The following is a 21,659-nucleotide window of genomic DNA, read 5'->3' on the forward strand; positions in this document are numbered from 1 at the left end:
CAACCCGATACGACAAACGCGACGACAACTTCCTCGCATCCGTCCAGCTAGCCTCAATTCGAATTTGGCTCCGATCTTATGAGTCGGTCACCTAGGCTCGCCTCGCCGTCAGCCCACCACGGCGAACACCGTCGCAACGACCAGCAGGACAGCCAGGGAGATGTTGACCGCCCGCGAAACCGTGGGATGCTGAAGGAAGCGCGACAGAGAGGCGCCGACGAGAAGCCATACGATATGGATGGCGACGATCATCCCCGTCAGCAGCGCGATCTTCACTGTGGTATCGAGCAGCCGCCGATCCTGAAAGACGCTGACACCGGCGAAGACTGCGGCGATCGCCACATAGGCCTTCGGATTGGCGACAGCCAAAAGGAAGCCACCGGAAAATGCGGGGGCGGCGACCTGATCGTCACTGCGTGCCAGCGGCGGCGCCGTGGCGATCCTGAAGGCGAGGTAAAGGATGTAAACAGCCGAAACCACCGTCAGCACGAGCGCGCCATGCGGCACGGAGAGCAATACGGCAACGACGCCGGCTGCCACGGCCAGCAATACCGCAACAGTGCCGACGATGAGGCCGGACACATATCCAAGCGATCGCCGGAAGCCATAAGCAGCACCCATCGCCGTCGCGCTGATCGTCGAAGGACCGGGGCTCCCCATGATGACCAAGGACGCCAGAAGCAGCGTCAGGATGGGATAAAGGCCATTTTCACCGAACATGGATATGCTCCGTTCATTGTCAGTCGAAGCAAACTATCCGCGGGAATGGCTGGAGGTCTTGAACACTTGTGCAAATATGCCGGCGAGTCGCACAGTCGCGATGCGACCTCTAAGACACAAAATCCTATTTTTTTGAACGACCCTTGAAAGAAATTCACTTGCACCGTACCTCAATCCGCGTCAATCACCCTTCCAATTGGCCTGCGGCTGGCGCGGGTTCTCTTTCCGAGATCTAAGGTAATACCATGGCGCGCGACACCACCGACCAGACTCCGCTCTCATCGGTCTCGGAAATGACGGCCTATCTGGCCGCCGGCAGCAGGCCCAAGGAGGACTTCCGCATCGGTACGGAGCACGAGAAGTTCGTGTTCTTCCGCGCCGACAACAGCCCTGTGCCCTATTTCGGCGAAGCCAGCATTTCCGCACTCCTGAAGGGGCTGCAGGAAAAGAGCGGCTGGGATCCGATCATGGATCGCGGCAACATCATCGGGCTCAGTGAGCCCACAGGCATGGGCGCGATCTCGATCGAGCCGGGCGGCCAGTTCGAATTGTCAGGCGCGCCGCTCGAAACCATCCACGAGACCTGCAAGGAATCCAACAGCCATCTGGCAACCGTGCGCGAGATCGCCGAGCCGATGGGCATTCGCTTCCTCGGGATTGGCGGCAGCCCGAAATGGACCCTGGCCGAAACCCCGCGCATGCCGAAATCCCGCTACGAGATCATGAGCCGCTACATGCCGAAGGTCGGCACCCAGGGTCTCGACATGATGTACCGCACCTGCACGATCCAGGTGAATCTCGATTTTTCGTCGGAAGAGGACATGCGCCGCAAGATGCGCGTGTCGATGAAGCTGCAGTCGCTGGCAACGGCGCTCTTCGCCTCCTCGCCCTTCACCGAGGGCAAGCCAAACGGCCTTTCCTCCTGGCGCGGGGACATCTGGCGCGATACCGACAACAGCCGCGGCGGCCTGCTCGACTTCACCTTCCGGGATGATTTCGGCTTCGAAGACTACGTGAAATGGGCGCTCGACGTTCCCATGTATTTCGTCGTCCGCGACGGTCGCTACCATGACTGTACGCATGTCACCTTCCGCCAGTTCATGAACGGCGCCTTGAAGGGCGAGATCGCGGCCTGGGAGCCGACGATGGGCGACTGGACGAACCATCTTTCGACGCTGTTCCCCGACGTGCGTCTCAAGCGCTTCCTGGAGATGCGCGGCGCCGACGGCGGCCCCTGGCGGCGCATCTGTGCCCTGCCGGCCTTCTGGGTCGGCCTGCTTTACGACGATGCCGCGCTGACGGCTGCCGACGAGCTGACCAAGGACTGGAGCTTCGACGAGGTCAATGCGCTGCGCAACGTCGTGCCGGCGCAAGGCCTGAAGGCTGTGATCAAGGGGCATGGCCTGATGGACATTGCCCGCGAAGTCGTCGGCATTTCCCGCATCGGCCTGAAGAACCGCGCGCGGCTGAATGGCGACGGGCAGGACGAAACCGTCTTCCTCGCACCGCTCGATGAGGTGCTTGCGAAGAAGGGCACGCTCGCCGACGATCTGCTGATGCTCTACAACGGCCGCTGGAACCAGTCGGTCGAGCCGATCTTCGAGGAATATCAATACTGATAGCGGATCTGCCTGCCTTCATCGCCTGGACGGAACGACGGCAGAAACCGGTATGCGCTCTCTTTTTTCCCGCTATACTATCGGAATCATGCGCCGCGTGATTCCGAAGCGGCGTTACTGCGGGGAAAGGGACTTCGATGCTGCCACTCTTCGACATGATGATGCAGGCACAGAACGGCGCCGCGACTGAGGCCATGGCCAAGCAGTTCAACCTCGCGCAGGAACAGGCGACCAAGGCGATGGCGGCGCTGATGCCGGCCTTCTCGACCGGCTTCAAGCGCAGCGCGGCGGACCCCTATAATTTCATGGGCGTGATGCAGGACATCACCTCAGGCAACTATGCCAAATATTTCGAGGACATGGGCAAGGCCTTCACGCCGGAAGGCATTGCCGATGGCAACGCCGTCTTGGCGCGCCTCTTCGGCTCCAAGGAAGTCTCCCGTGCGATCGCGGCGCAGGCGGCACAAATGACCGGCGTCGGCCAGGAGATCTACAAGCGCATGCTGCCCGCCATGGCCGATACGCTAATGGGCGGCCTGTTCAAGGAGACCAGCGGCCAGATACCGCCAATGGCCAATCCCTTCCTCAACACGGCGATGGGCGAGATGATGCAAGGCTGGCTGCAGACCATCGGTTTCGCGCCGAAGCAGCGGCCGTCTCCGCAGGCAAACATCTTCAACAACCCCTTCACCCAGGCGATGGAACTGATGTTCGGCGGCGATCCGGCCAAGCACGGGAAGGCCGAACCCGCCAATCCCTTCCTCGACAATCCCTTTGCCAAGGCGTTTCAGGACATGATGCGCAACTTTCCGATGTCGCCAGTCGAGCCGCCGAAGGAAGAACCCAAGGCGAAGCCCGCCGCCGGCGTCGACATGGCCGCCTATACCGACATGTTCAACGCCATGTTCGACAGCGGCCTGGAAGTGCAGAAGAACTACCAGAAGAACATGGAAACGATCTTCGATAGTTATATGCAGAACGGCAGCCCGGCCAAGACGCCCGAAGGCAAGTCCTAGAGCGTTTTGTTTCTTTACGCATTCCAGACGGAAAACCGCTTCGCACTTTTCCTGGAAATGCTCTAACCGCGCTGCCACACGCGGCGTGCAGGCTGGAGGCGACCGATGGGCCTACGCGGCAAGCGTCGGATAGTCGATATAGCCCTTGGCTCCGGGCGCACAGAAGGTCGAGCGATCCGGTTCGTTTAGAGGCGCGTTGCGACGAAAACGCTCCGGCAATCCGGGTTGGCGAGAAAGACCGTGCCAAAACCACCGCGTCGGCTTTGCCTTCCCTTAAGAGCTCCTCCGCACGCGCCTGAGTGAGCCCACCACCGATGATATATGATCCGGCGAGACGCGGACGGAGCAGCTCATGATAATCCACCGTCGCACCGAACAGCGCGACATGGAGAGACAACGATCTCAAGCAAACTCGACATCCATTGTTCGAAATTCCGCACAACCTGTACTGATTGCACCCGGTTATCAAACAGCGGGATTGCGCATATCTCTGTTCCATCTTGAATGGAGATAATCATGTCCAACATCGATCAATCCGGCAGCTTTACCCTCGGCGACTATAGCGTCAAACGTCTCGGCTACGGCGCCATGCAGCTTGCGGGCCCCGGCGTGTTCGGGCCGCCCAAGGATCACGAGACGGCGCTCGCCGTATTGCGCGCAGCGGTCGCCGCTGGCGTCGACCATATCGACACAAGCGATTTCTACGGCCCGCACGTTACCAACCGGCTGATCCGCGAAGCGCTCCACCCCTACCGTGACGATCTCGTCATTGTCACCAAGATCGGCGCCCGGAGGGGCACGGATGCCTCATGGCTGCCGGCCTTCTCTCGCGAGGAGCTGACGCAGGCGGTGCATGACAATCTCCGCAATCTGGGGCTGGATGTGCTTGACGTCGTCAACCTTCGCATCATGCTCGATGTGCATGGTCCCGCCGAGGGGTCGATCGAGGCGCCCCTGACAATCCTGGCTGATCTTCAGAGGCAGGGTCTCGTGCGTCACATCGGGCTCAGCAACGTCACCGCCAAGCAGATCGCCGAGGGACGTGGGATCACCGAGATCGTCTGCGTGCAGAACCAGTATAATCTGGCTCACCGGGCCGACGACACTCTGATCGACGAGCTTGCCCGCGACGGTATCGCCTATGTGCCGTTCTTTCCGCTCGGCGGGTTCTCCCCGTTGCAATCCTCCACCCTGTCCGATGTCGCCGCACGCCTGAAGGCTACGCCGATGCAGGTGGCGCTCGCCTGGCTGCTTCAACGCGCACCGAATATCCTGCTCATTCCCGGCACCTCGTCTCTCGAGCACTTGCAGCAGAATCTCGCCGCCGCCGGGCTCGTGCTGCCGAAGAACGAGATTGCCGAACTGGATCGCATCGCGGGCGTCGGCGCCGCCTGACGCTCTCTGGATCCGATTGTTTTGGAGCTCCCCCGCCCCGCTCATGGCAGAGGCGGGGGTGTTGCACACGTCACGAGCTTAACCGCATGACGCAGTTTTTCCTCATTCCACGGTCCCTGCCCAATCGGTGGTCCCTGCCCAATCGGTCGTCCGCAAGGGTAATTCCAGCCGACGCGATATCCCGATGCTCTCCAGAAATATCTCGTCGTGGCTGACCACCAGCAGCGCGCCGTCATAAGCGCGCAATCCCGCCTCGACCGCCGCGATCGAATCGATATCGAGATGATTGGTGGGTTCGTCGAGGATCAACAGTGCTGGCGGCACCGCTCCGCCGAGCACGCAGGCAAGGCCTGCGCGCAACAGCTGTCCGCCGCTCAAGGTGGAGACGATCTGCAGCGCCGCATCCGCCCTGAACATGAAGCGCGCGAGCGCGGCGCGGCAGGCCGTTTCGTCCGCATCCGGATTGATGTCGCGGAAGTTGTCGCGGATCGAAAGCGATGGATCGAGCAGGCTGACGCGCTGATCCAGGATGGCTGAGGAGACGACGCGCACCGTCCCGCTCCATGGCTCCAACGCACCGGAGACGAGCGCCAGAAGCGTCGTCTTGCCCGAGCCGTTCGGCCCGGTGATCGCAATGCGTTCCGGGCCGGTGATGACGAAATCGAAATCGCTGATAATCGGTCGTTCCGGCTGATAGCCGGCGGTGACTTTCTCCATCTTCAGAACGATCCGGCTTGCCGGCAATCCCGATGTCGGCAGCTTGACCGTCAGCGGTTGCAGGATCTCGATCTTTTCGCGGGCGGTTGCGGCATCCTGCAAAGCCTGGGCGCGCCGGCGCTCGGCAAGACGCGCGTTCTCGCCGCCCGTCGTCTCGCTTCGCTCCTTCAATCCGCCGAGCATGATGCGCGGTATGTCGCCTTTGGCCGCCATCTTCCGGCCGGCCTTGTCCCGGCGGGCCTGCCGCTCGACTGTTGCCTGCGCGCTTCGTGCGACCTCAACTACGCGCTTCTCGGCCTCGGCGAACTCATGCTCGACCGCCGCCAGCTCCAGGGCCTTGCGTTCACGATATTGGCTCCAGTTGCCGCCGTAACGTGTCGCCCCGAGCGAGGTCAGCTCGACGATCGCATCCATCGCATCGAGCAGCTCCCTGTCATGGCTGACCACGATCGCGCCCGCTCTCCAGTTCGAAAGCAGATCGATCACCGAGGCACGGCCGTCGCGGTCGAGATTATTGGTCGGTTCGTCCAGAATGAGGAAATCGGGATCGTCGACGATCAGCGCCGCAAGGCCACATCGCGTGCGCTGCCCGCCAGACAGGGTGACGAGAAGTGTCTCGGGCGAGACATCGAGCCCGACGCGATGGAGCGCCGAGGCGATGCGGGCCTCCAGCGTCCAGTCCGCCGAGGCGAGTTCTTCGGCCGTTGCCCCGCCAGCCTCCGCACGCTTCAGGACGGCCAGTGCCTCGCTCGCCCCGAAGAGATCAGCGACGGTTTCACCGGCCTGCACTTGAACGCTCTGACGCAGGATGCCCAGTCTGCCGTTGAAGGAGACCGTGCCGGACCGGGGCTGCAATTCGCCGGCAACGAGCTTGAGCAGCGTCGTCTTGCCGACGCCGTTGCGGCCGACAAGGCCCGTGCGTTCGGTGCCGAAGCTCAGATCGAGATTGGAAAGAAGCGGCCGGCCGTCAGGCGTGGACCAAGAAAGATTGGATAGAACGATGGATGAAGGCATGGATACGAATGTCCCCGATGGCAAGGCTGAACGGCATTGCGGTCGGGTTGGAATCCATTGCGGCACACATCCTGTTTGAATGACTGATGCCCATAAGTTAGGCGACAAATAGTTTCAGTTCAAGCTTGGGCGTCGACGGCATCAAGAAAGCTTATGACTCGCTTCCAGGTGAGGTCGGCAGCCGCGGCATCATAATCGGGCAGGCTGGCATCGGTATAAAGATGGCCGCCGCCGGGATAGGTGAATATATCCGCCGCGATCCCGGACCGCGCGGCCGCCGATCGCCAGGCGGCAACATCCTCCTCCGGTTCGAACGGATCCGGTTCGGCAAGATGGAGCTGAACGGGCAGGCCCTTGCGGGCATTGTCGGCAATTCCGGCGATGCCATGCAGGAAAAGGACGCCGGCGGTCTTCGGCCGTTTCGGCCAGAGGCTCGCCGCAACGGCGGCGCCCATCGAAAACCCGGCGAGCACAGTCGATGCAGGCAGGCCCGCCATCGCCCATTCCGCGCGCTCGCAAATCGTCGGCCAGCCGATTTCGTCCTTGAATTCAAAGCCTTCTTCGATCGATCGGGCGATCAGCCCTTCATAGAGATCCGGTGCGAAAGCCTTGTGTCCGGCCGCCTGCACGCGCTCGACGGCCTCATTTTCGAGAGAACGCAAGCCATAGACAGAGTGGAAGAAGATCACGGTTGCCATCGCCACATCCCTGCAATTTCGATCAGCGGTAACATAAGGCAATTGCCGCTGCAGGCAACTTGTCCGCCCATGGTCTGCCGTCGGAACAATATCCACAAAAAGAAAAAACCCGGTGTTGGCCTGAGGCCGAACACCGGGAAAGAGGCAGGGCTTATTGGCTATCACCCTGCGGGGAAACTATTTTCCGACTTCAGTCGCGGAAGCTGCTGAAGGCGGAGAGGCGTGTGCGGCGACGCGCGGAATTAGTCAGGTGGCTGGACGGGTCCTCGAAGAAGGTCGAGGTGATCAGCGCGGCGTCGAGGTCCTGGCGGGTCAGGCCGATGTCCTTCAGCTGGCTGTCGTTCAGCTCATTCAGATAGTGGATCTCGCGGCGATTGCGGATTGCGCGCCAGCCGGATGCCACATTGGCGAAAGCAAGCATCAAGCGTGCCGTCAACGGCAGCGACCGTGTTGCAGGGCCGAGGTGAAGTGTCCGATCTGTCGTGCGCATTTCCGTAGTCCTTTCCTTGAGGCACACGCTAGCCAAGCCCCTTCCCGATGGTCTGGGAAAGGGGCGTCGGCCGGGAGAAGTTCGACAAGAGTTTCTGTTCGATTGGTATGCTGAATTGCATCAGGAAGATGCCAAAGCCCTATTGATCAGTCCAACGAATGTTTCTAATGATAACTATCAAACTCCTTTATAGGTGAGACCATGGCCGCGCCGCTCGACCTCGACCAATTGCAGACCTTCATCGCAATCGTGGATTCCGGCAGCTTCACCAAGGCCGCCGACCGGGTATTCAAGACACAGTCGGCGGTTTCGATGCAGATGCGCCGGCTGGAAGAGCGCGTCGGCAAGCAGCTTTTCATCAAGGACGGCCGCGGCAACCGCCTGACCGCCGAAGGCGAAAAACTGCTCAACTACGCCCGCCGCATCATCCGCCTGAACAACGAAGCGATGGCCGCCTTCGACGACAACCGTCTCGAAGGGACGTTGCGGATCGGCACGCCGGATGATTACGCCGACCGCTACATGCCCGAGATCATCGGCCGCTTCGCCAAGACGCATCCGAACGTCGAGCTCTACATCGTCTGCGAACCCTCGGTCGATCTTGCCGAGCGCATGCATCGCGGCGAGCTCGACATCGCGCTCGTCACGCACAATCCGCGTGAGAGAATGTCCGATGTCGTGCGGACCGAGCCGCTCTGCTGGGTCGGCTCGGCCAACCATCCGCTGCGCGACGATGCACCCATCCCGCTCGCCGTCGGGCGGCGCGACTGTCAGTGGCGCCAGCTTGCCTGCTCGGCGCTCGATGCCGGCGGCCGCGACTATCAGATCCTGTTCACCAGCTGGTCCTGCACCGTGGTTGCGGCGGCGGTGCTCGCCGGGATGGCGGTTTCGGTCATGCCGGAATCGGCGCTCAGGACCGGCATGAAAGTGCTGACCCAGGCCGACGGTTTCCCACCCCTGCCGCCGGTGCAGATCGGCATCATGAAGCGGGCGGGCCTTTCCGTGTCGCTGATGAACGCCATCACCGCCCATATCTCCGCCTGCCTGGACAACATCACGCCGGCAGCGGTCGACGACGACCTCGATGGCGAGGTGAAGACCTACACCCGCTATTCTCCAAGGCTGCGCGCCGGGCATATTCTGCCGGGCTGGTAAGCGCCTTTTCGGCAACCGGCGCCTCATTGCCCGATCTTGCTACGGTGCCGGCTCTGCCAGCAGCGTAGCGCGGATCACCTGTTTCCATTCATGCAGCAAGCGTATCGACATTCCATGGTCGCTCATGATGGCAAAGCGGACGGATGCGCCGATCAGATGGCTGAAGAGCTGCGTGCGCGCCTTCAGGTCGATGCGGCTTTCGGCCGGCAGGAAGGGCTGGATATTACTGAGGAATATTTCAGCGACGTGATTGCTGTGCTGCATGTTGAGCTGCAGGATATCCCTGTCTATCTCCGTTCCCAACCATACGCCCAGATAGGCCGGATCGCCGCGAAATTCGCGGTAGTACCAATCGATCATGCCGCAAACCAGTTCCACGGCATGGTCAAGCGACCTTACGGCGGCGAAGGCTTCCCCGACCTTCTGCTGGATGAGATTGGCGTGACGCTCGAGCAAGGCCCTGACGATCGCGGCCTTGTCCGGGAAATACTGATAGATCGAACCGATCGGGATCCCGGCCACGGTGGCCAGCTCCGTCATTTTCACCGCGCTGACGCCCTTCTCCGCGATCAGCCTGGCGGCAACGGCGAGAATGGCGTCGACACGCTGGATGCTTCGTTCCTGCTGCGGCCTCTTGCGGAACGTGGTGTGGGCGGGGCTATCAGGACTCATGCATTTCCCGTTTCCTTGTCATGCGGAACGACGCGGGGCGTGGAGACGCTATGGCACACACGCGTTCAACGCGCGTAAAAGGGAAAATTCCAATTTTAAGTATAGTCGAGATGCACGTTGCGGCTGCGACGACCAAGGCCGGCCATGGTCTCGGCCTTGGTGCATGATGATTGCCTCATCGGGCGGCATCGAAGACGTATGATGCGCCCTACGCCACGTATTTTTTCAGGAACTCGACGGTTCGGCCCCAGGCCAGATCCGCAGCCTTCTTGTCATAACGGGCGGCGGACGTATCATTGTTGAAGGCGTGGTTGACGCCGTCATAGACGAAGATCTCGAAGGTCTTGCCGCCTGCCTGCAACTCCTTGCGATAGGCATCGATTCCGGCATTGATGCGATCGTCCAGGCCGGCATAATGCAGCAGAAGAGCGGCCTTGATGTTCGGGACATCGCTCGCCGGCGGCTGCGCGCCGTAATAGGCGACACCGGCCTTCAATTCCGGCGAAATGGTCGCGAAGCGATTGATAAGGCCGCCGCCCCAGCAGAAGCCGACAGCGCCGACCTTGCCGTTGGCTCCGTCGAGCTTGGCGAGATAGGCGAGGCTCGCCTCGGCATTGGCTGCCGTCAGCGCCGGGTCGAGATTGGTGAACATGTCGCGCGCCTTGTCCTCGTCCTCGGGCGTGCCGCCGAGCGGCGACAGGAAGTCCGGCGCCAGCGCGATAAAACCTTCCAGTGCCATGCGGCGCGCCACGTCACGAATATGCGGATTGAGGCCACGGTTTTCGTGGATGACGATGACGCCGCCGAGCTTGCCGGCCGCATCCTTCGGACGGACGAGATACCCCTTCATCTCGCCCTTGCTGCCGGCGTAGGTGACATCCTTGCCTTTCACCCTGTTGTCGTCGGCGGCAATGACCTCGGCACTCGCCTTGTTGGCGGCAAGCAGCGGCGCGATGGCGGCGGCAGCTCCGGCCGAGCCCGCAAGCTTCGTCAGCTTTTCCATGAAGCCCCGACGATCGAGCGTCAGATGCGTATATTCGTCATAGGCGTTGATCATCGCCTGCGTCACGATGGGGTTGTCCGTGCTCATGGTCCTGTTCTCCCTATTTCTCTCCGGCAGCCGGCACGTTGCTGCAAGCCACCCGCTGACAAGATAGGTCGCCGGGTGGCGGCGTAACGACAAAGGAAGAACACAAATACGTTACCGCAGGTTGCTATCAGCGATTACGCACGCCGCTTAGGAGAAGGCGAGCCAGACGCCGAGCCAGACCCACATGCCGGCCAGCACAATATAGCCCAGGGCAAAGAGCGGGCTGCGGTAGCGCAGGTTGTTGCTGGTCACATGCACGAAGGCATGCACATAGCGCGTGGCGACGAACAGCCAGGCAAGGATCACGGCAGGCAGGTTATCCGCCTGGGTCACATAGAGCACGATGCAGCAGACGTAAAAGAGCAAGGGAAGCTCGAACTGATTGGCGATGCTGTTGCGCACCACCAGGCTTTCCGCAGGCTCGTCGCCGGCATGGTTTTCGCGAAATTGTGAGGGCTTGATCCGGCCGTCGTTCACCAGAACGCGGCGACGCCAACCCAGCAATGCATAGAGAATGAAAACAAGCACCGCATGCGCCACCATCGGCCAGAACATTTCATAGCCTGTCAAGTCGCCAACTCCTTTGGAATTTCCGAAAGCCGAAACGGTCGATCAGGACGGTCTGGAGCCGTCCGGCGAGAGGTAGCGAAAAATCGCGAAACGGGCCAGCAGAATAACGGTCACTACCAGCGTCAGGAACTTCAGCCTCACGATGATTGGCAGCACGCTTGAAAGAAGCGTTACGGTCGAGTCCGCTGGCATCGCCGGCGGATAAAGCATGAGGCCGGCGATATTCTCGGCATAATCGACAACCCCATAAAAGACCGGCAGACAGAAAATGACTGTGGTCGCGCCCGGCGGAAGGGGGCGGCCGAAGAAGAAACCGCCGGGACCGATCAGACGCATCAGGCAGAACAACAGGCCGGCCAGCACCAGCGGAAAGACCAGTTCCGGTCCGAGATACATGGAATGCAGGATTGCAGCCGGATCGGGATGATCCTTGAGATAGCGCACCATGGCAATGACATCACCCTGCTCGTAGCCGCCGATGCGCGCATCCAGCATCTGCTGCCCCGCCGCATTACGAAAGGCAGTGACGAAGCCGGCATAGATCCAGGCAAACAGCGCCAGGCAGAGAGCCGCGAGGATCGCCGTCAGGCCCTGCAGGGACCTGACGCTGCCTTGGGCTTGATCTGCCATCGATCAGACGCCTCCACCCGGATAGTTCGGGCTTTCGCGGGTGATCGTGACGTCATGGGCATGGCTTTCACGCAGGCCCGCGCCGGAGATGCGCACGAAGGTGGCGCGCTCCTGGAAATCCTTGAGATCGGCGCCGCCGACATAGCCCATCGCAGCCTTGAGGCCGCCGGCGAGCTGATGCAGCACGCCCGAGACCGGGCCCTTGTAGGGTACCTGGCCTTCGATGCCTTCCGGCACCAGCTTCAGCGTGTCGCGGACCTCAGCCTGGAAGTAGCGATCGGCCGAGCCGCGCGCCATGGCACCGACGGAGCCCATGCCGCGATAGGCCTTGAAGGAGCGACCCTGGTAGAGATAGACCTCGCCCGGGCTTTCATCCGTGCCGGCCAGCAGCGAGCCGACCATGGCAGCGGAAGCGCCGGCGGCGATGGCCTTGGCCAGATCGCCGGAGAACTTGATGCCGCCATCGGCGATGACGGGGATGTTCTGGTCCTGAGCGGCCTGGACCGCCGACATGATGGCCGCGAGCTGCGGCACGCCGACGCCAGCGACGATACGGGTCGTGCAGATGGAGCCGGGGCCGATGCCGACCTTGACGGCGTCCGCGCCGGCATCGATCAGCGCTCGCGTGCCGTCATAGGTAGCGACGTTGCCGGCCATGATGCGGACCGAGTTGGTGAGCTTCTTGACGCGGGTGACGGCGTCGAGAACGCGCTGCGAATGGCCATGGGCGGTATCCACGACCAGGAGGTCGACGCCGGCTTCGATCAGGCGTTCGGCGCGCTCGAAGCCGTCGTCGCCGACGCTGATGGCGGCGGCGGCGCGCAGGCGGCCCTGCGCATCCTTCGAGGCATTCGGGTTGAGCTGCGACTTCTCGATATCCTTGACCGTGATCAGGCCGACGAGGCGACCTTCTCCGTCGACAACAAGCAGTTTCTCGATGCGATGCTTGTGCAGCAGGCGCTTGGCTTCCTGCTGCTGCACGCCGTCCGTGACCATGATGAGGTTTTCACGGGTCATCAGCTCGTAGATCTTCTGCTGAGGATCGGAAGCGAAGCGGACGTCGCGATTGGTGAGGATGCCAACGGGGAGTTGCGACTTTTCAACGACCGGAATGCCGGAAATGCCATGCGCCCTCATCAGGGCGAGTGCCTCGGCAAGCGTCGCGTCGGGACCGATCGTCACCGGATTGACCACCATGCCGCTTTCGAATTTCTTGACCTGGCGGACCTCCTCGGCCTGCTGGACCGGCGTCAGGTTGCGGTGGATAACGCCGAGGCCGCCGGCCTGGGCCATGGCGATGGCAAGACGGCTTTCCGTCACCGTGTCCATCGCGGCTGACATGATCGGCAGGTTCAGTTCTATGTCCTGGGCGATGCGGGTGGCAATATTCGTCTGGCCGGGCATGACCTCGGAGTGTCCCGGCTGCAGGAGCACGTCGTCGAATGTCAGAGCATCCAACCCGGTTGACGTTTCAATAATGCGTGCCATGGCCAAATTCCTTCGTCTGTGAAAAACAGCAAGGCTCCGGAACGAATCGTCTACCGGGCGATCTTGCAAGTGTTGCTTGGAAGTTGGCGAGGGCTGGTAACACGTCTATGACAGGAAGGGAATAGGGAAAAGCGCCCGGTGGATAACACCATCCCCCACACCGTGCCATGAAACTGCGAACGGCGAGTGTTTGGGCGGCTTTTATGGAAATCCGCTCTCTAGGTATGCAACCGTTGCAGGCATCCGGGATTTCGATTGCCGTATGAGGTTCCCTTTGCCATGCTGGGACATACTGGGCGCGCAGCTTTGAACGGAAGAGAGATCGGGGATGAAGACAGTCACCGCCGGAGTCCTGGAAATCGCCTATCACGAAACCGGACCGCTCGACGGCAAGCCGGTCATCCTGCTGCACGGCTTCCCCTATGATGTCCATGCCTACGACGAGGTCGCACAACAGCTTGCAACAGAGGGCTGGCGCTGTCTCATGCCGTTCCTGCGCGGCTACGGCCCGACCCGTTTCCTGTCAGACGAGACCTTCCGCTCCGGAGAGCAAGCGGCGCTCGGCGCCGATCTGCTGGCATTCATGGATGCGCTATCCATCCCTTCAGCCGTGCTCGGGGGTTATGATTGGGGCGGACGGGCAGCCTGCATCGTCGCAGCACTTTGGCCCGAGCGCGTTCGAGGGCTGGTGAGCTGCGGAACGGGATACAACATCCAGAATATCGCCATGGCCGAACACCCGGTCTCGCCGGAGGAAGAATGCCGTTATTGGTATCAGTATTATTTCCACTCGGAACGCGGCCGAGCCGGGCTTGCTTAGAATCGCCGCGACCTTTGCCGTTTCATCTGGCGGATATGGTCTCCGACATGGACATTCGATGACGCCACCTTCGAACAGAGCTATCTCGCGTTTGAAAATCCCGATTTCGTTGACATCGTCATTCACTCCTATCGGCATCGCTTCGGTGGCATCCCTGGGGATCCTGCGTTGCAGCCCATCGAGGCGCTACTAGCGAAACAGCCTGACATCACCGTGCCGGCTGTCGTGCTGCAGGGAGCAGACGACGGGGTCGATCCACCAGATGCGATCGACTACGCCGCCAGCCATTTCACAACACCATTTTATGAGCGCCGCATCATTCCCAAGGTAGGTCACAACTTGCCGCAGGAAGCGCCGGCCGCCTTTGCAGCCGCCATCCGTTCCGTCGCGAGATAGGGTGATGATCTATTCCACGACTGTAGCGTAAGGCTTATGTCCCGGAGCCAAGGCAGGACTATCCCCCTGCCCTCACAAGTCGAACTGATAGGTCTTCGGAATGTAGCGGAAGCCTTCCGGCTGCTTCTCGACGAAGCCGACGGCGGGGAAAGGCATGTGGAAGCCGAGGAAGGGAATCCGGTCGGCGGCGATCATATCGAAGATGCGCCGCCGGGTTTTGGCGGCTTGAGTCTTATCCACATCGAAGCGGACTTCCCAGTCCGGACGGCCGACGGACAGGATATAGTGATTGGCGGTATCGCCGGTCATGACAAGCTGCTTGCCGTCCGATTCCAGATGAAACACGAGATGGCCTGGCGTGTGACCAGGCGCGAGCATGGCGGTCATGCCGCTGACGATCTGGTCGCCATCCCTAAGGAAGGTCATCTTTTCGGCGAAGGGCACCACATTGGCAAGCACGGACTTCTGGCCGCCTTCGGCGGGCGTGCCTTCGCGCGCCTTGTCGGTCCAGAAGCCATATTCGATCTCGCCGGCAACGTAGCGGGCGTTCGGAAATGCCGGGACGCCATCCTCCATCAGCCCGCCGATATGGTCTCCGTGCAGATGCGTCAGAGCGACGACGGTCACCTGTTCCGGCGTATAGCCGACGGCCTTCAGGCCCTCGCGAAAGCGGCCAAGACCGCGGGCGCGGCCGGCGGCGCCGATGCCGGTGTCGACGACGATCACGTCGAAACCCGTGTCGATAATGGCGGGCGTATAGCTGTTCACAAGCTTTTCCGTCGGCAGGAGATTCTGCTCCAGCAGTTTGCGGACCGTATCCGGTGCCTGGTTCGAGCCGAAGATTTCCCACGGGTTGTCCATGACACTGGCACCGTCCTTGATGACGGTGACGGTGCAGGATCCCAATTTGAACTGGTGCGCGTCTGGGGGCGGAACGGCAGTCATGATGTCACTCCTTGTACTGGGGCAGCGTAAGCTGCGCCTATCATCGCCGCCGGCAACGAGGGCCGGGAATATGATCTTGCGTGACCGATAATTTGGTCATGACAAGACAATCCAATTCCGCTAATACACGGGCGGCATTTTATGCGTTTAGCATTTCCATGCTCTTAGCATATGTCAAATACTGCGTTCCGCGCCATGCGGGGGCGGACATCACGAAGACGTGATCTCCGAGCGATCATGGAGCAGAATCCGGGATTGGCAGCGGCTTCGCATAGGACTACAGAGCGGCTGACTGCCTCCCCAGCGGTCCGCCTTCCCGAAGATAAGACCCATCAAGGCAAGCGCCTATGAATCGCATCGTTCCGCTGATCCTCGCCGTCGCTCTCTTCATGGAACAGATGGATTCCACGGTCATCGCGACAGCGCTGCCGGCGATCGCCAACGATCTGCATGTCGGCCCAATCACCCTCAAACTGGCGCTGACCTCCTACATGGTGTCGCTCGCGGTATTCATCCCGATCAGCGGCTGGATGGCGGACCGCTTCGGCGCGAAGAACATTTTCCGCATCGCCATCTGCGTCTTCGTCATCGGCTCCATCATGTGCGCCTTTTCGGGCGGCCTCTTGGAATTCGTCTTTGCGCGCTTCCTGCAGGGTGTCGGTGGCTCGATGATGACACCGGTCGGACGCCTGGTGCTGGTGCGCACCACGCAGAAGAGCGATCTGGTCTCGGCCATGGCGCTTCTTTCCATTCCGGCACTTGTCGGCCCGCTGGCCGGCCCGCCGCTCGGCGGTTTCATCACTACCTATGCCTCCTGGCACTGGATCTTCCTGATCAACGTGCCCGTCGGCATTCTCGGCGTCATCCTGTCGTCAATCTTCCTGCCGGAAGTCGAGGCCACCATGCCGCCGAAGCTCGATGCTATCGGCTTCCTGCTGACGTCCTTCGCGGCGGCCGGCGTCGTCTTCGGCATGTCGGTCATCAGCCTGCCGGCGCTCCCGCCATACATCGGCATCTCGGCCATCGTCATCGGCTTCGTCTGCGGCTTCCTCTATATCGGCCACGCACGTCGCCACCCCGCACCGATCCTCGACCTGTCTCTGTTGAAGAACGGCACCTTCCGCGCTTCCGTCACCGGCGGCACGCTGTTTCGCATCTGCATCGGCGCCATGCCATTCCTGACGCCGCTGATGCTGCAGCTCGGCTTCGGCCTCAATCCGTTCCAGTCCGGCCTGATCACCTTTGCCGGCGCGATCGGCGCGATCTCCACCAAGTTCATCGCGCGCCGGGTCTTTACCGCTGTCGGCTTCAAGACAGCACTTCTTTCGGCTGCGGCCGTCACGACCATTACGACGATCTGCACCGGCCTCTTCCAGCCGTGGACGTCGCATCTCATCATCATCGGAGTGCTGTTGATCGGCGGCTTCTCGCGCTCGTTCTTCTTCACCGGCATCAATGCGCTCGCCTTTGCCGATATCAGCGACAAGCAGGCGAGCCAGGCGACCTCCATGAGCTCCGTCATGCAGCAGATCAGCCTGGCGCTCGGCGTCGCGGTCGCTGCCATGATCCTGGAAACCTCGACTTTCTTCCGCGGCACGGAACTGCAGGTCAGCGATTTCCACATCGCCTTCTTCTGCATCTCGGCCCTGACCGTGCTTGCCACTATTCCCTTCATCAGAATGGATCGCAGCGCCGGCGCCACGGTCTCCGGCCACAAGGCCGGCCTGAAGCGCGTAGCCACCGCGCAGCCACAGGTGCAGCAGCCGGCAGCAAAATGATGACGCGTCAGTCAGGCGTCGGCGCCTATTCCGGTCTTTCGCAGACGGCGCTCAGCTTGTTGCCATCGGGGTCGCGCACATAGGCAGCATAGAAATTGGCATGGAAGGAGCGAAGGCCGGGCTTGCCTTCATCGGTGCCGCCATTGGCCAGGGCCGCGGCATGGAAGGCGTCGACATCCGAGCGGCTCTCCGCATGCAGAGCAACCATCGAGCCATTGCCGATCGTTGCGGCGCGGTGATCATAGGGGGTCACCACCCAGAACCGGCAACGGACGTCGCCATCGGCGGCATAGCCGATTTCCTCGTCCGATTCGCGTTGACGCCGGTAGCCGAGGATCGGCAGAACTGCGTCATAGAAGCCGCGAGCACGCGGAATGTCATTGGAACCGAGCGTGACGTAAAGAAGCATGGTGATGATGAGCCGCCTTCAGTATCGAGGGGACCACATCATCGACCAAAAGCGACTGCTCAATCAAGCGCTTATTGTGCCGTGCTCGACATTGCGTCCCTTGAAGCCTTTTGCCAGCAGGAACATTTCGACCGATTCCGCCCTGGATGCACCCGGCTTCACATGGACGACCTGGCGGAAGTTCTGCTTCAGCAGGTTCAGCAGGTCGCGCTCGGTGCCGCCCTGGAAGGTCTTGGCGAGGAAATGCCCGCCCTCGGCCAGAACCTCGATTGCGAAATGCGCCGCGACCTCGCAGAGATGCATGGTGCGCAGGTGATCGGTGCGGTGATGGCCCGTCGTCGGCGCCGCCATATCCGACATCACCAAGTCCGGCTCACCGCCGACAGCATCGACCAGCCGCTGCGGCGCGTCCGGGTCGAGAAAGTCGAGCTGCAGGATGGTGACGCCAGGCAGATGCGCCATTTCCAGAAAGTCGATGGCCGCGACGCGAATATCGTCTTCCGTCGACCCGGTCACCTTGGCCGCGATCTGCGACCAGCTTCCCGGTGCCGCACCCAGATCGATGATGCGGCGTGCGCCCTTCAGGATCTGGTGCTTCTCGTCGATCTCCAGCAGCTTGAAGGCGGCGCGGGCGCGATAGCCTTCAAGCTGGGCTCGCTGCACATAGGGATCGTTGATGTGCCGATGCAGCCACTCCCGCGAGGAGGCCTTCAGCTTCTTTTTCTTGACGCGCTGGCCGAGCTTGCGGCCCGTGCGGTTGCCGGCGATGGTTGGCTTACTCAAGTCTGCGGCCCCTTTACGTCCCTCGGTCGATAACCGCGGCGCGAGCGGCCCCGCCGCCAAACGCCGTCATCCGCCATCATGTCGGTAAGCAATCCCTCGCGCAGGCCACGATCGGCAACGCGCATGCGCGGGCTCGGCCAGCGGCGGCGGATCGCCTCCAGAATGGCGCAGCCCGCAAGAACCAGATCGGCGCGATCCGGCCCGATGCAGGGATTGGCGGCGCGGCCGGCAAAGTCCCACGAGAGCAGCTTCGCCTGCATCGCGCTTACCTCGTCGTCCGACAGCCAGACACCGTCGACCCTGCGCCGATCGTAACGCGGCAGATCGAGATGCACACCGGCAAGTGTCGTCACCGTGCCTGACGTGCCGATCAGATGGAAATCGCCGCTATCGCGTGCGGCCCCCTGTACCGGCGGGCAATCGAAATGTTCGAGCATGCGCTCAACCTCGCACACCATCGTCTCGAACAGCTCCGGCGTTACGTCGCGTCCGCCGTGCCGCTCCGAAAGCGTCACCACGCCGACGGGCAGTGAGGTCCAATGGGTGATATGATTGGCAAGCCGGCTCGAGCGGTTTTCACCGATGCGGATGACGGCAATCTCGGAGGAGCCGCCGCCGATATCGAAAAGCACGACCGAACGCGCTTCCGGCCCGACGAGCGACGAGCAACCGGAGACGGCAAGCCGCGCTTCGGTCTCGCGGTCGATAATCTCCAGCTGCAATCCCGTTTCGGCGGTGACGCGCTCGAGGAAGGCCTCGCCATTGTCAGCCGCGCGGCAAGCTTCGGTCGCGATCAGCCGCATGCGGCGGATCTCACGCGTCTTCAGCTTGGCGGCGCAGATGCGCAGCGCTTCGACGGCCCGGTCCATGGCATCGCCGGACAGCCGTCCACTGGCGCCAAGCCCCTCGCCGAGACGCACGATTCGCGAGAATGCATCGATGACCCGGAACTGCCCCGGGCGCGTCGGCTGCGCGATCAGCAGGCGGCAATTGTTGGTGCCGAGATCAAGCGCGGCGTAAAGGTCGACCGGACGGGAATCGCCTTCGGCATGATGACGCTGCCCATCCCCCTCACGCCGCGGCATCGATTGCCGGTCATGGCGATGATCCTCATGGACCTGCACGTGCCCGGCGGCAAACGCGTTCGTCGGGGCGACAATCTGCGCGGTCTTCTCATGCGCCAGCGGCCGGCCCTGCAAGCCGCGCTTGCTGCGGTGCTTGCGCCGGTTCTTGCCGCTCTTGTGCGATGAGGGATGTCCATGATCCAACGCGGCACGGTGTTCCGGCGCGGACGAGGGCTGCTGTATCGGAGAAGCGTGCTGCCCATCACCATGGGCTCCGCCGCGGGCGCGGCGTCGGCGCTTTCGCTTTTTGGCCGGGGAACCGGCTTCATCCTCTGTTGGGCGCGTCGCCGCCGGGCTGGGCTTGCCTGCCTGACTGGCCTCGGCAGAATGAGCGGTCGGACGGCCATGGCCGCCACGCTTGCGCTTCGCGCGCCGGGAGGATTTACCCTTCCTGCGCTCTGCTTCCGACGCCCCGTCTGCCTGCGGCGCTTTGCCGCTGTCGGGGTCACTCACGTATCTTTTCCACCGCGCCGAGCGACGCCTTCCGGCATGCTGCAGGCGCTCATTCGATTTTCGTTGGGCCGAGAATACCAGCAGGATGGGCTTTCGCCAAATTCTTTTTAGATCGCGCCATTTTAGCTATTCGGTCGCGCTGCTTCCAGCATCCCCCTAACCCGAAACGGCGGCCATCAGGGACGAAACAGATTTTCCACCATGAACTTTGCAAAGGCTTGTATTTTTGGCGACAATTGACGGCTCGACGGCCAGAGAATGCGGAATTCGCCGACATCCTCGATATAGTCGGCCAGAACGGAGACGAGCTTTCCCTCCGCAATTTGCCTGCCAATGGTAAAGAGCGGCAGGCAGGCGACACCAAGCCCAGCCTCAGCCATACTGATCAGCGGCTCGAGCGTGCTTGCCATCGACGATACAGGCAGCTCCAATTTTCCCACCCCAGCATCGTGGCGTAGCGGCCAGCGTTCCAGCCTGCCGGTTGACGGATATTTGTGGTGGAGACACATGTGTGCGGAAAGGTCTTCCGGCCTTTTGGGAATCCCGAAGCAGTCGAAATACTCCTTCGACCCGACAACACGGTGGGAGAATCTTCCGAGCGTCCGCACCATCAGGCGGCTGTCGGTAATTTCGCCCGTTCGCACCACTGCGTCGAACCCCTCTTCGATCACATCGACCAGGCGATCCGTAAAATCGAGGTCGATCATCACGTCCGGGAACGCGCGCATGAATTTGGTGATCGTGGGCATGAAAAGCATGCCGGCGAGGGGCAAGCTCACGCGGAGCCAGCCACGGGGCGCGGCGATAGTTTGCGACAATTCCTGTTCTGCCGCTTCTATCTCGGAGAAAATTCGCCTGCAGCGCTCGAGAAACATAATACCCTCGGCTGTAATCGCGATGCTGCGGGTGTTTCGGTGAAACAGGCGTACGCCAAGCCTTTTCTCCAAGCGGGCCATGGTTTTGCCGATGGCCGACGAGGAAACGCCGAGTATCTCTCCTGCGCGGACAAAACTGCGAGTTTCCGCCGCAATCACGAACACATTCAACGCGGCGATATTGTCCATGGCGAGAAATCCCATTGCGGACGTCAACGTCCATTATCTGCGGATAACTAGCCCATTTTTTCCGCCTTTGTCGCCGGCTATCTCTCGCAACGCGGCAAATTCCGCCTGACAACTTTTGAACGGAGATCGCGTGACCCATCCCCAAAAAGCCGAATTCCAATTCGCTTCTCAGCCCACCGTGTTCGTCGTGAACGTCATTCATGCCCATCCGGGCAAGCAGGAGGAAGCATTCAAAATCATCCAGGATGCCGTGCACTATGTTGCGGAACGGAAGGAAGGATTTCTATGGAGTAACCTGTCGAAAAGTACGGACGGCAAAACCGTCGTGAATATCGAGGCGATCCGCGACGAGAACAATGTCGACGAATTCTTTTCCGATCCGGCCTTTCTTGAAAAATTTAAGAAGCTCGATACCGTCTCTGAAAGCGAATTTCACATCTACAAGGTTTCTGACCTCGTGCTTCCGCGTCCACTCGTGGGATAAGCATTTCCGTTTCTTCCGACCGCGCATCAGAGATCGGAAGAAACGACCACATCAGCGCAAACCGCCGTTTGCGTTGATGGCAGCCGCGACCGAACGGCGCGATTTGAGCCGATGAACAGAGCACTCTCC

General features: G+C 61.4%; 20 protein-coding genes and 2 pseudogenes. 8 read left to right on the forward strand and 14 right to left on the reverse strand.

From position 1 onward, the window contains the following. Window positions 1-95: pseudogene (locus FHT28_RS31730) on the forward strand (IS5/IS1182 family transposase); the annotation flags it as partial. Window positions 96-108: 13 nt separating this feature from the next. Here FHT28_RS31730 and FHT28_RS31735 read toward each other — a convergent pair. Then, window positions 109-720: a LysE family transporter gene (locus FHT28_RS31735; RefSeq protein ID WP_047561047.1), complete on the reverse strand. Its 612-nt coding sequence runs from the start codon at window positions 718-720 to the stop codon at window positions 109-111. A gap of 245 nt (window positions 721-965) precedes the next feature. Between FHT28_RS31735 and FHT28_RS31740 the strand changes: the two genes are divergently transcribed. The 3 genes from FHT28_RS31740 (at window position 966) to FHT28_RS31750 (ending at window position 4,750) form a co-directional block, all read left to right on the forward strand. After that, entirely contained in the window at window positions 966-2,339 is a 1,374-nt protein-coding gene (locus FHT28_RS31740; RefSeq protein ID WP_037198951.1) for a glutamate--cysteine ligase, read from the forward strand. Window positions 2,340-2,476: 137 nt separating this feature from the next. Then, the gene (locus FHT28_RS31745; protein ID WP_037198953.1) at window positions 2,477-3,355 is read left to right on the forward strand and encodes a DUF937 domain-containing protein; all 879 of its coding nucleotides are present in this window, start codon (window positions 2,477-2,479) and stop codon (window positions 3,353-3,355) included. A 516-nt stretch (window positions 3,356-3,871) separates the two neighbouring features. Continuing rightward, window positions 3,872-4,750 (forward strand): aldo/keto reductase family oxidoreductase, encoded by an 879-nt coding sequence (locus FHT28_RS31750; protein WP_047640470.1) that lies wholly within the window; start codon window positions 3,872-3,874, stop codon window positions 4,748-4,750. Between the two features lie 102 nt (window positions 4,751-4,852). On the opposite strand, the gene FHT28_RS31755 is transcribed toward FHT28_RS31750, so the two are convergent. From FHT28_RS31755 to FHT28_RS31765, 3 genes are all read right to left on the reverse strand, one after another. Next, window positions 4,853-6,481: an ABC-F family ATP-binding cassette domain-containing protein gene (locus FHT28_RS31755; RefSeq protein WP_168598389.1), complete on the reverse strand. Its 1,629-nt coding sequence runs from the start codon at window positions 6,479-6,481 to the stop codon at window positions 4,853-4,855. 119 nt (window positions 6,482-6,600) lie between these two features. After that, window positions 6,601-7,179, reverse strand: a complete 579-nt coding sequence (locus tag FHT28_RS31760; RefSeq protein ID WP_047640468.1) for a dienelactone hydrolase family protein — start codon at window positions 7,177-7,179, stop codon at window positions 6,601-6,603. 190 nt (window positions 7,180-7,369) lie between these two features. Then, complete coding sequence (locus tag FHT28_RS31765; RefSeq protein WP_047640457.1) at window positions 7,370-7,669, reverse strand: DUF1127 domain-containing protein; 300 nt, start codon at window positions 7,667-7,669, stop codon at window positions 7,370-7,372. Window positions 7,670-7,870: 201 nt separating this feature from the next. Here FHT28_RS31765 and FHT28_RS31770 point away from each other — a divergent pair, with 201 nt between their 5' ends. Then, the gene (locus FHT28_RS31770; RefSeq protein WP_037198961.1) at window positions 7,871-8,824 is read left to right on the forward strand and encodes a LysR substrate-binding domain-containing protein; all 954 of its coding nucleotides are present in this window, start codon (window positions 7,871-7,873) and stop codon (window positions 8,822-8,824) included. Window positions 8,825-8,863: 39 nt separating this feature from the next. Here the strand turns inward: FHT28_RS31770 and FHT28_RS31775 are convergent, their stop codons facing one another. From FHT28_RS31775 to guaB, 5 genes are all read right to left on the reverse strand, one after another. Continuing rightward, on the reverse strand, window positions 8,864-9,496 hold the full coding sequence (locus FHT28_RS31775; protein ID WP_047640456.1) for a TetR/AcrR family transcriptional regulator: 633 nt from the start codon (window positions 9,494-9,496) through the stop codon (window positions 8,864-8,866). A gap of 208 nt (window positions 9,497-9,704) precedes the next feature. Then, on the reverse strand, window positions 9,705-10,586 hold the full coding sequence (locus FHT28_RS31780) for a dienelactone hydrolase family protein (protein ID WP_168598390.1): 882 nt from the start codon (window positions 10,584-10,586) through the stop codon (window positions 9,705-9,707). A 147-nt stretch (window positions 10,587-10,733) separates the two neighbouring features. Further along, window positions 10,734-11,156, reverse strand: a complete 423-nt coding sequence (locus FHT28_RS31785; protein ID WP_037198967.1) for an MAPEG family protein — start codon at window positions 11,154-11,156, stop codon at window positions 10,734-10,736. Between the two features lie 42 nt (window positions 11,157-11,198). Beyond that, window positions 11,199-11,786: a hypothetical protein gene (locus FHT28_RS31790; protein WP_168598391.1), complete on the reverse strand. Its 588-nt coding sequence runs from the start codon at window positions 11,784-11,786 to the stop codon at window positions 11,199-11,201. A 3-nt stretch (window positions 11,787-11,789) separates the two neighbouring features. Continuing rightward, a complete protein-coding gene (gene guaB, locus FHT28_RS31795; RefSeq protein ID WP_037198972.1) occupies window positions 11,790-13,274 on the reverse strand; it encodes an IMP dehydrogenase in 1,485 nt (494 codons plus the stop codon). A 328-nt stretch (window positions 13,275-13,602) separates the two neighbouring features. On the opposite strand from guaB, the pseudogene FHT28_RS31800 reads away from it, so the two are divergent. Next, a pseudogene (locus tag FHT28_RS31800) lies at window positions 13,603-14,490 on the forward strand (alpha/beta hydrolase). A 72-nt stretch (window positions 14,491-14,562) separates the two neighbouring features. On the opposite strand, the gene FHT28_RS31805 reads toward FHT28_RS31800, so the two are convergent. Next, complete coding sequence (locus FHT28_RS31805; protein ID WP_168598392.1) at window positions 14,563-15,435, reverse strand: MBL fold metallo-hydrolase; 873 nt, start codon at window positions 15,433-15,435, stop codon at window positions 14,563-14,565. Window positions 15,436-15,782: 347 nt separating this feature from the next. Here FHT28_RS31805 and FHT28_RS31810 point away from each other — a divergent pair, with 347 nt between their 5' ends. Further along, entirely contained in the window at window positions 15,783-17,213 is a 1,431-nt protein-coding gene (locus FHT28_RS31810) for an MFS transporter (protein ID WP_047640452.1), read from the forward strand. Between the two features lie 25 nt (window positions 17,214-17,238). On the opposite strand, the gene FHT28_RS31815 is transcribed toward FHT28_RS31810, so the two are convergent. The 4 genes from FHT28_RS31815 to FHT28_RS31830 form a co-directional block, all read right to left on the reverse strand. Then, a complete protein-coding gene (locus FHT28_RS31815) occupies window positions 17,239-17,622 on the reverse strand; it encodes a VOC family protein (RefSeq protein ID WP_037198982.1) in 384 nt (127 codons plus the stop codon). A 63-nt stretch (window positions 17,623-17,685) separates the two neighbouring features. Then, entirely contained in the window at window positions 17,686-18,405 is a 720-nt protein-coding gene (locus tag FHT28_RS31820) for an RlmE family RNA methyltransferase (protein WP_037198985.1), read from the reverse strand. Further along, window positions 18,402-19,982, reverse strand: a complete 1,581-nt coding sequence (locus FHT28_RS31825) for a Ppx/GppA phosphatase family protein (RefSeq protein WP_168598393.1) — start codon at window positions 19,980-19,982, stop codon at window positions 18,402-18,404. Before FHT28_RS31825 ends, FHT28_RS31820 begins: the two co-directional genes overlap by 4 nt. A gap of 176 nt (window positions 19,983-20,158) precedes the next feature. After that, window positions 20,159-21,046: a LysR family transcriptional regulator gene (locus FHT28_RS31830; protein WP_168598394.1), complete on the reverse strand. Its 888-nt coding sequence runs from the start codon at window positions 21,044-21,046 to the stop codon at window positions 20,159-20,161. A 130-nt stretch (window positions 21,047-21,176) separates the two neighbouring features. Here FHT28_RS31830 and FHT28_RS31835 point away from each other — a divergent pair, with 130 nt between their 5' ends. Beyond that, a complete protein-coding gene (locus FHT28_RS31835; protein ID WP_168598415.1) occupies window positions 21,177-21,530 on the forward strand; it encodes an antibiotic biosynthesis monooxygenase in 354 nt (117 codons plus the stop codon). The last annotated feature ends 129 nt before the right edge of the window (window positions 21,531-21,659 follow it).

Source organism: Rhizobium sp. SG570, from assembly GCF_012275345.1.
In the GTDB taxonomy this organism is placed as follows: Bacteria; Pseudomonadota; Alphaproteobacteria; order Rhizobiales; family Rhizobiaceae; genus Rhizobium; species Rhizobium lusitanum.

Excerpts from the sequence above, each read along its gene's own strand:
- FHT28_RS31735 (WP_047561047.1), bottom strand. The coding sequence starts at position 720 with ATGTTCGGTGAAAATGGCCTTTATCCCATCCTGACGCTGCTTCTGGCG.
- FHT28_RS31740 (WP_037198951.1), top strand. The coding sequence starts at position 966 with ATGGCGCGCGACACCACCGACCAGACTCCGCTCTCATCGGTCTCGGAA.
- FHT28_RS31745 (WP_037198953.1), top strand. The coding sequence starts at position 2,477 with ATGCTGCCACTCTTCGACATGATGATGCAGGCACAGAACGGCGCCGCG.
- FHT28_RS31750 (WP_047640470.1), top strand. The coding sequence starts at position 3,872 with ATGTCCAACATCGATCAATCCGGCAGCTTTACCCTCGGCGACTATAGC.
- FHT28_RS31755 (WP_168598389.1), bottom strand. The coding sequence starts at position 6,481 with ATGCCTTCATCCATCGTTCTATCCAATCTTTCTTGGTCCACGCCTGAC.
- FHT28_RS31760 (WP_047640468.1), bottom strand. The coding sequence starts at position 7,179 with ATGGCAACCGTGATCTTCTTCCACTCTGTCTATGGCTTGCGTTCTCTC.
- FHT28_RS31765 (WP_047640457.1), bottom strand. The coding sequence starts at position 7,669 with ATGCGCACGACAGATCGGACACTTCACCTCGGCCCTGCAACACGGTCG.
- FHT28_RS31770 (WP_037198961.1), top strand. The coding sequence starts at position 7,871 with ATGGCCGCGCCGCTCGACCTCGACCAATTGCAGACCTTCATCGCAATC.
- FHT28_RS31775 (WP_047640456.1), bottom strand. The coding sequence starts at position 9,496 with ATGAGTCCTGATAGCCCCGCCCACACCACGTTCCGCAAGAGGCCGCAG.
- FHT28_RS31780 (WP_168598390.1), bottom strand. The coding sequence starts at position 10,586 with ATGAGCACGGACAACCCCATCGTGACGCAGGCGATGATCAACGCCTAT.
- FHT28_RS31790 (WP_168598391.1), bottom strand. The coding sequence starts at position 11,786 with ATGGCAGATCAAGCCCAAGGCAGCGTCAGGTCCCTGCAGGGCCTGACG.
- guaB (WP_037198972.1), bottom strand. The coding sequence starts at position 13,274 with ATGGCACGCATTATTGAAACGTCAACCGGGTTGGATGCTCTGACATTC.
- FHT28_RS31805 (WP_168598392.1), bottom strand. The coding sequence starts at position 15,435 with ATGACTGCCGTTCCGCCCCCAGACGCGCACCAGTTCAAATTGGGATCC.
- FHT28_RS31810 (WP_047640452.1), top strand. The coding sequence starts at position 15,783 with ATGAATCGCATCGTTCCGCTGATCCTCGCCGTCGCTCTCTTCATGGAA.
- FHT28_RS31815 (WP_037198982.1), bottom strand. The coding sequence starts at position 17,622 with ATGCTTCTTTACGTCACGCTCGGTTCCAATGACATTCCGCGTGCTCGC.
- FHT28_RS31830 (WP_168598394.1), bottom strand. The coding sequence starts at position 21,046 with ATGGACAATATCGCCGCGTTGAATGTGTTCGTGATTGCGGCGGAAACT.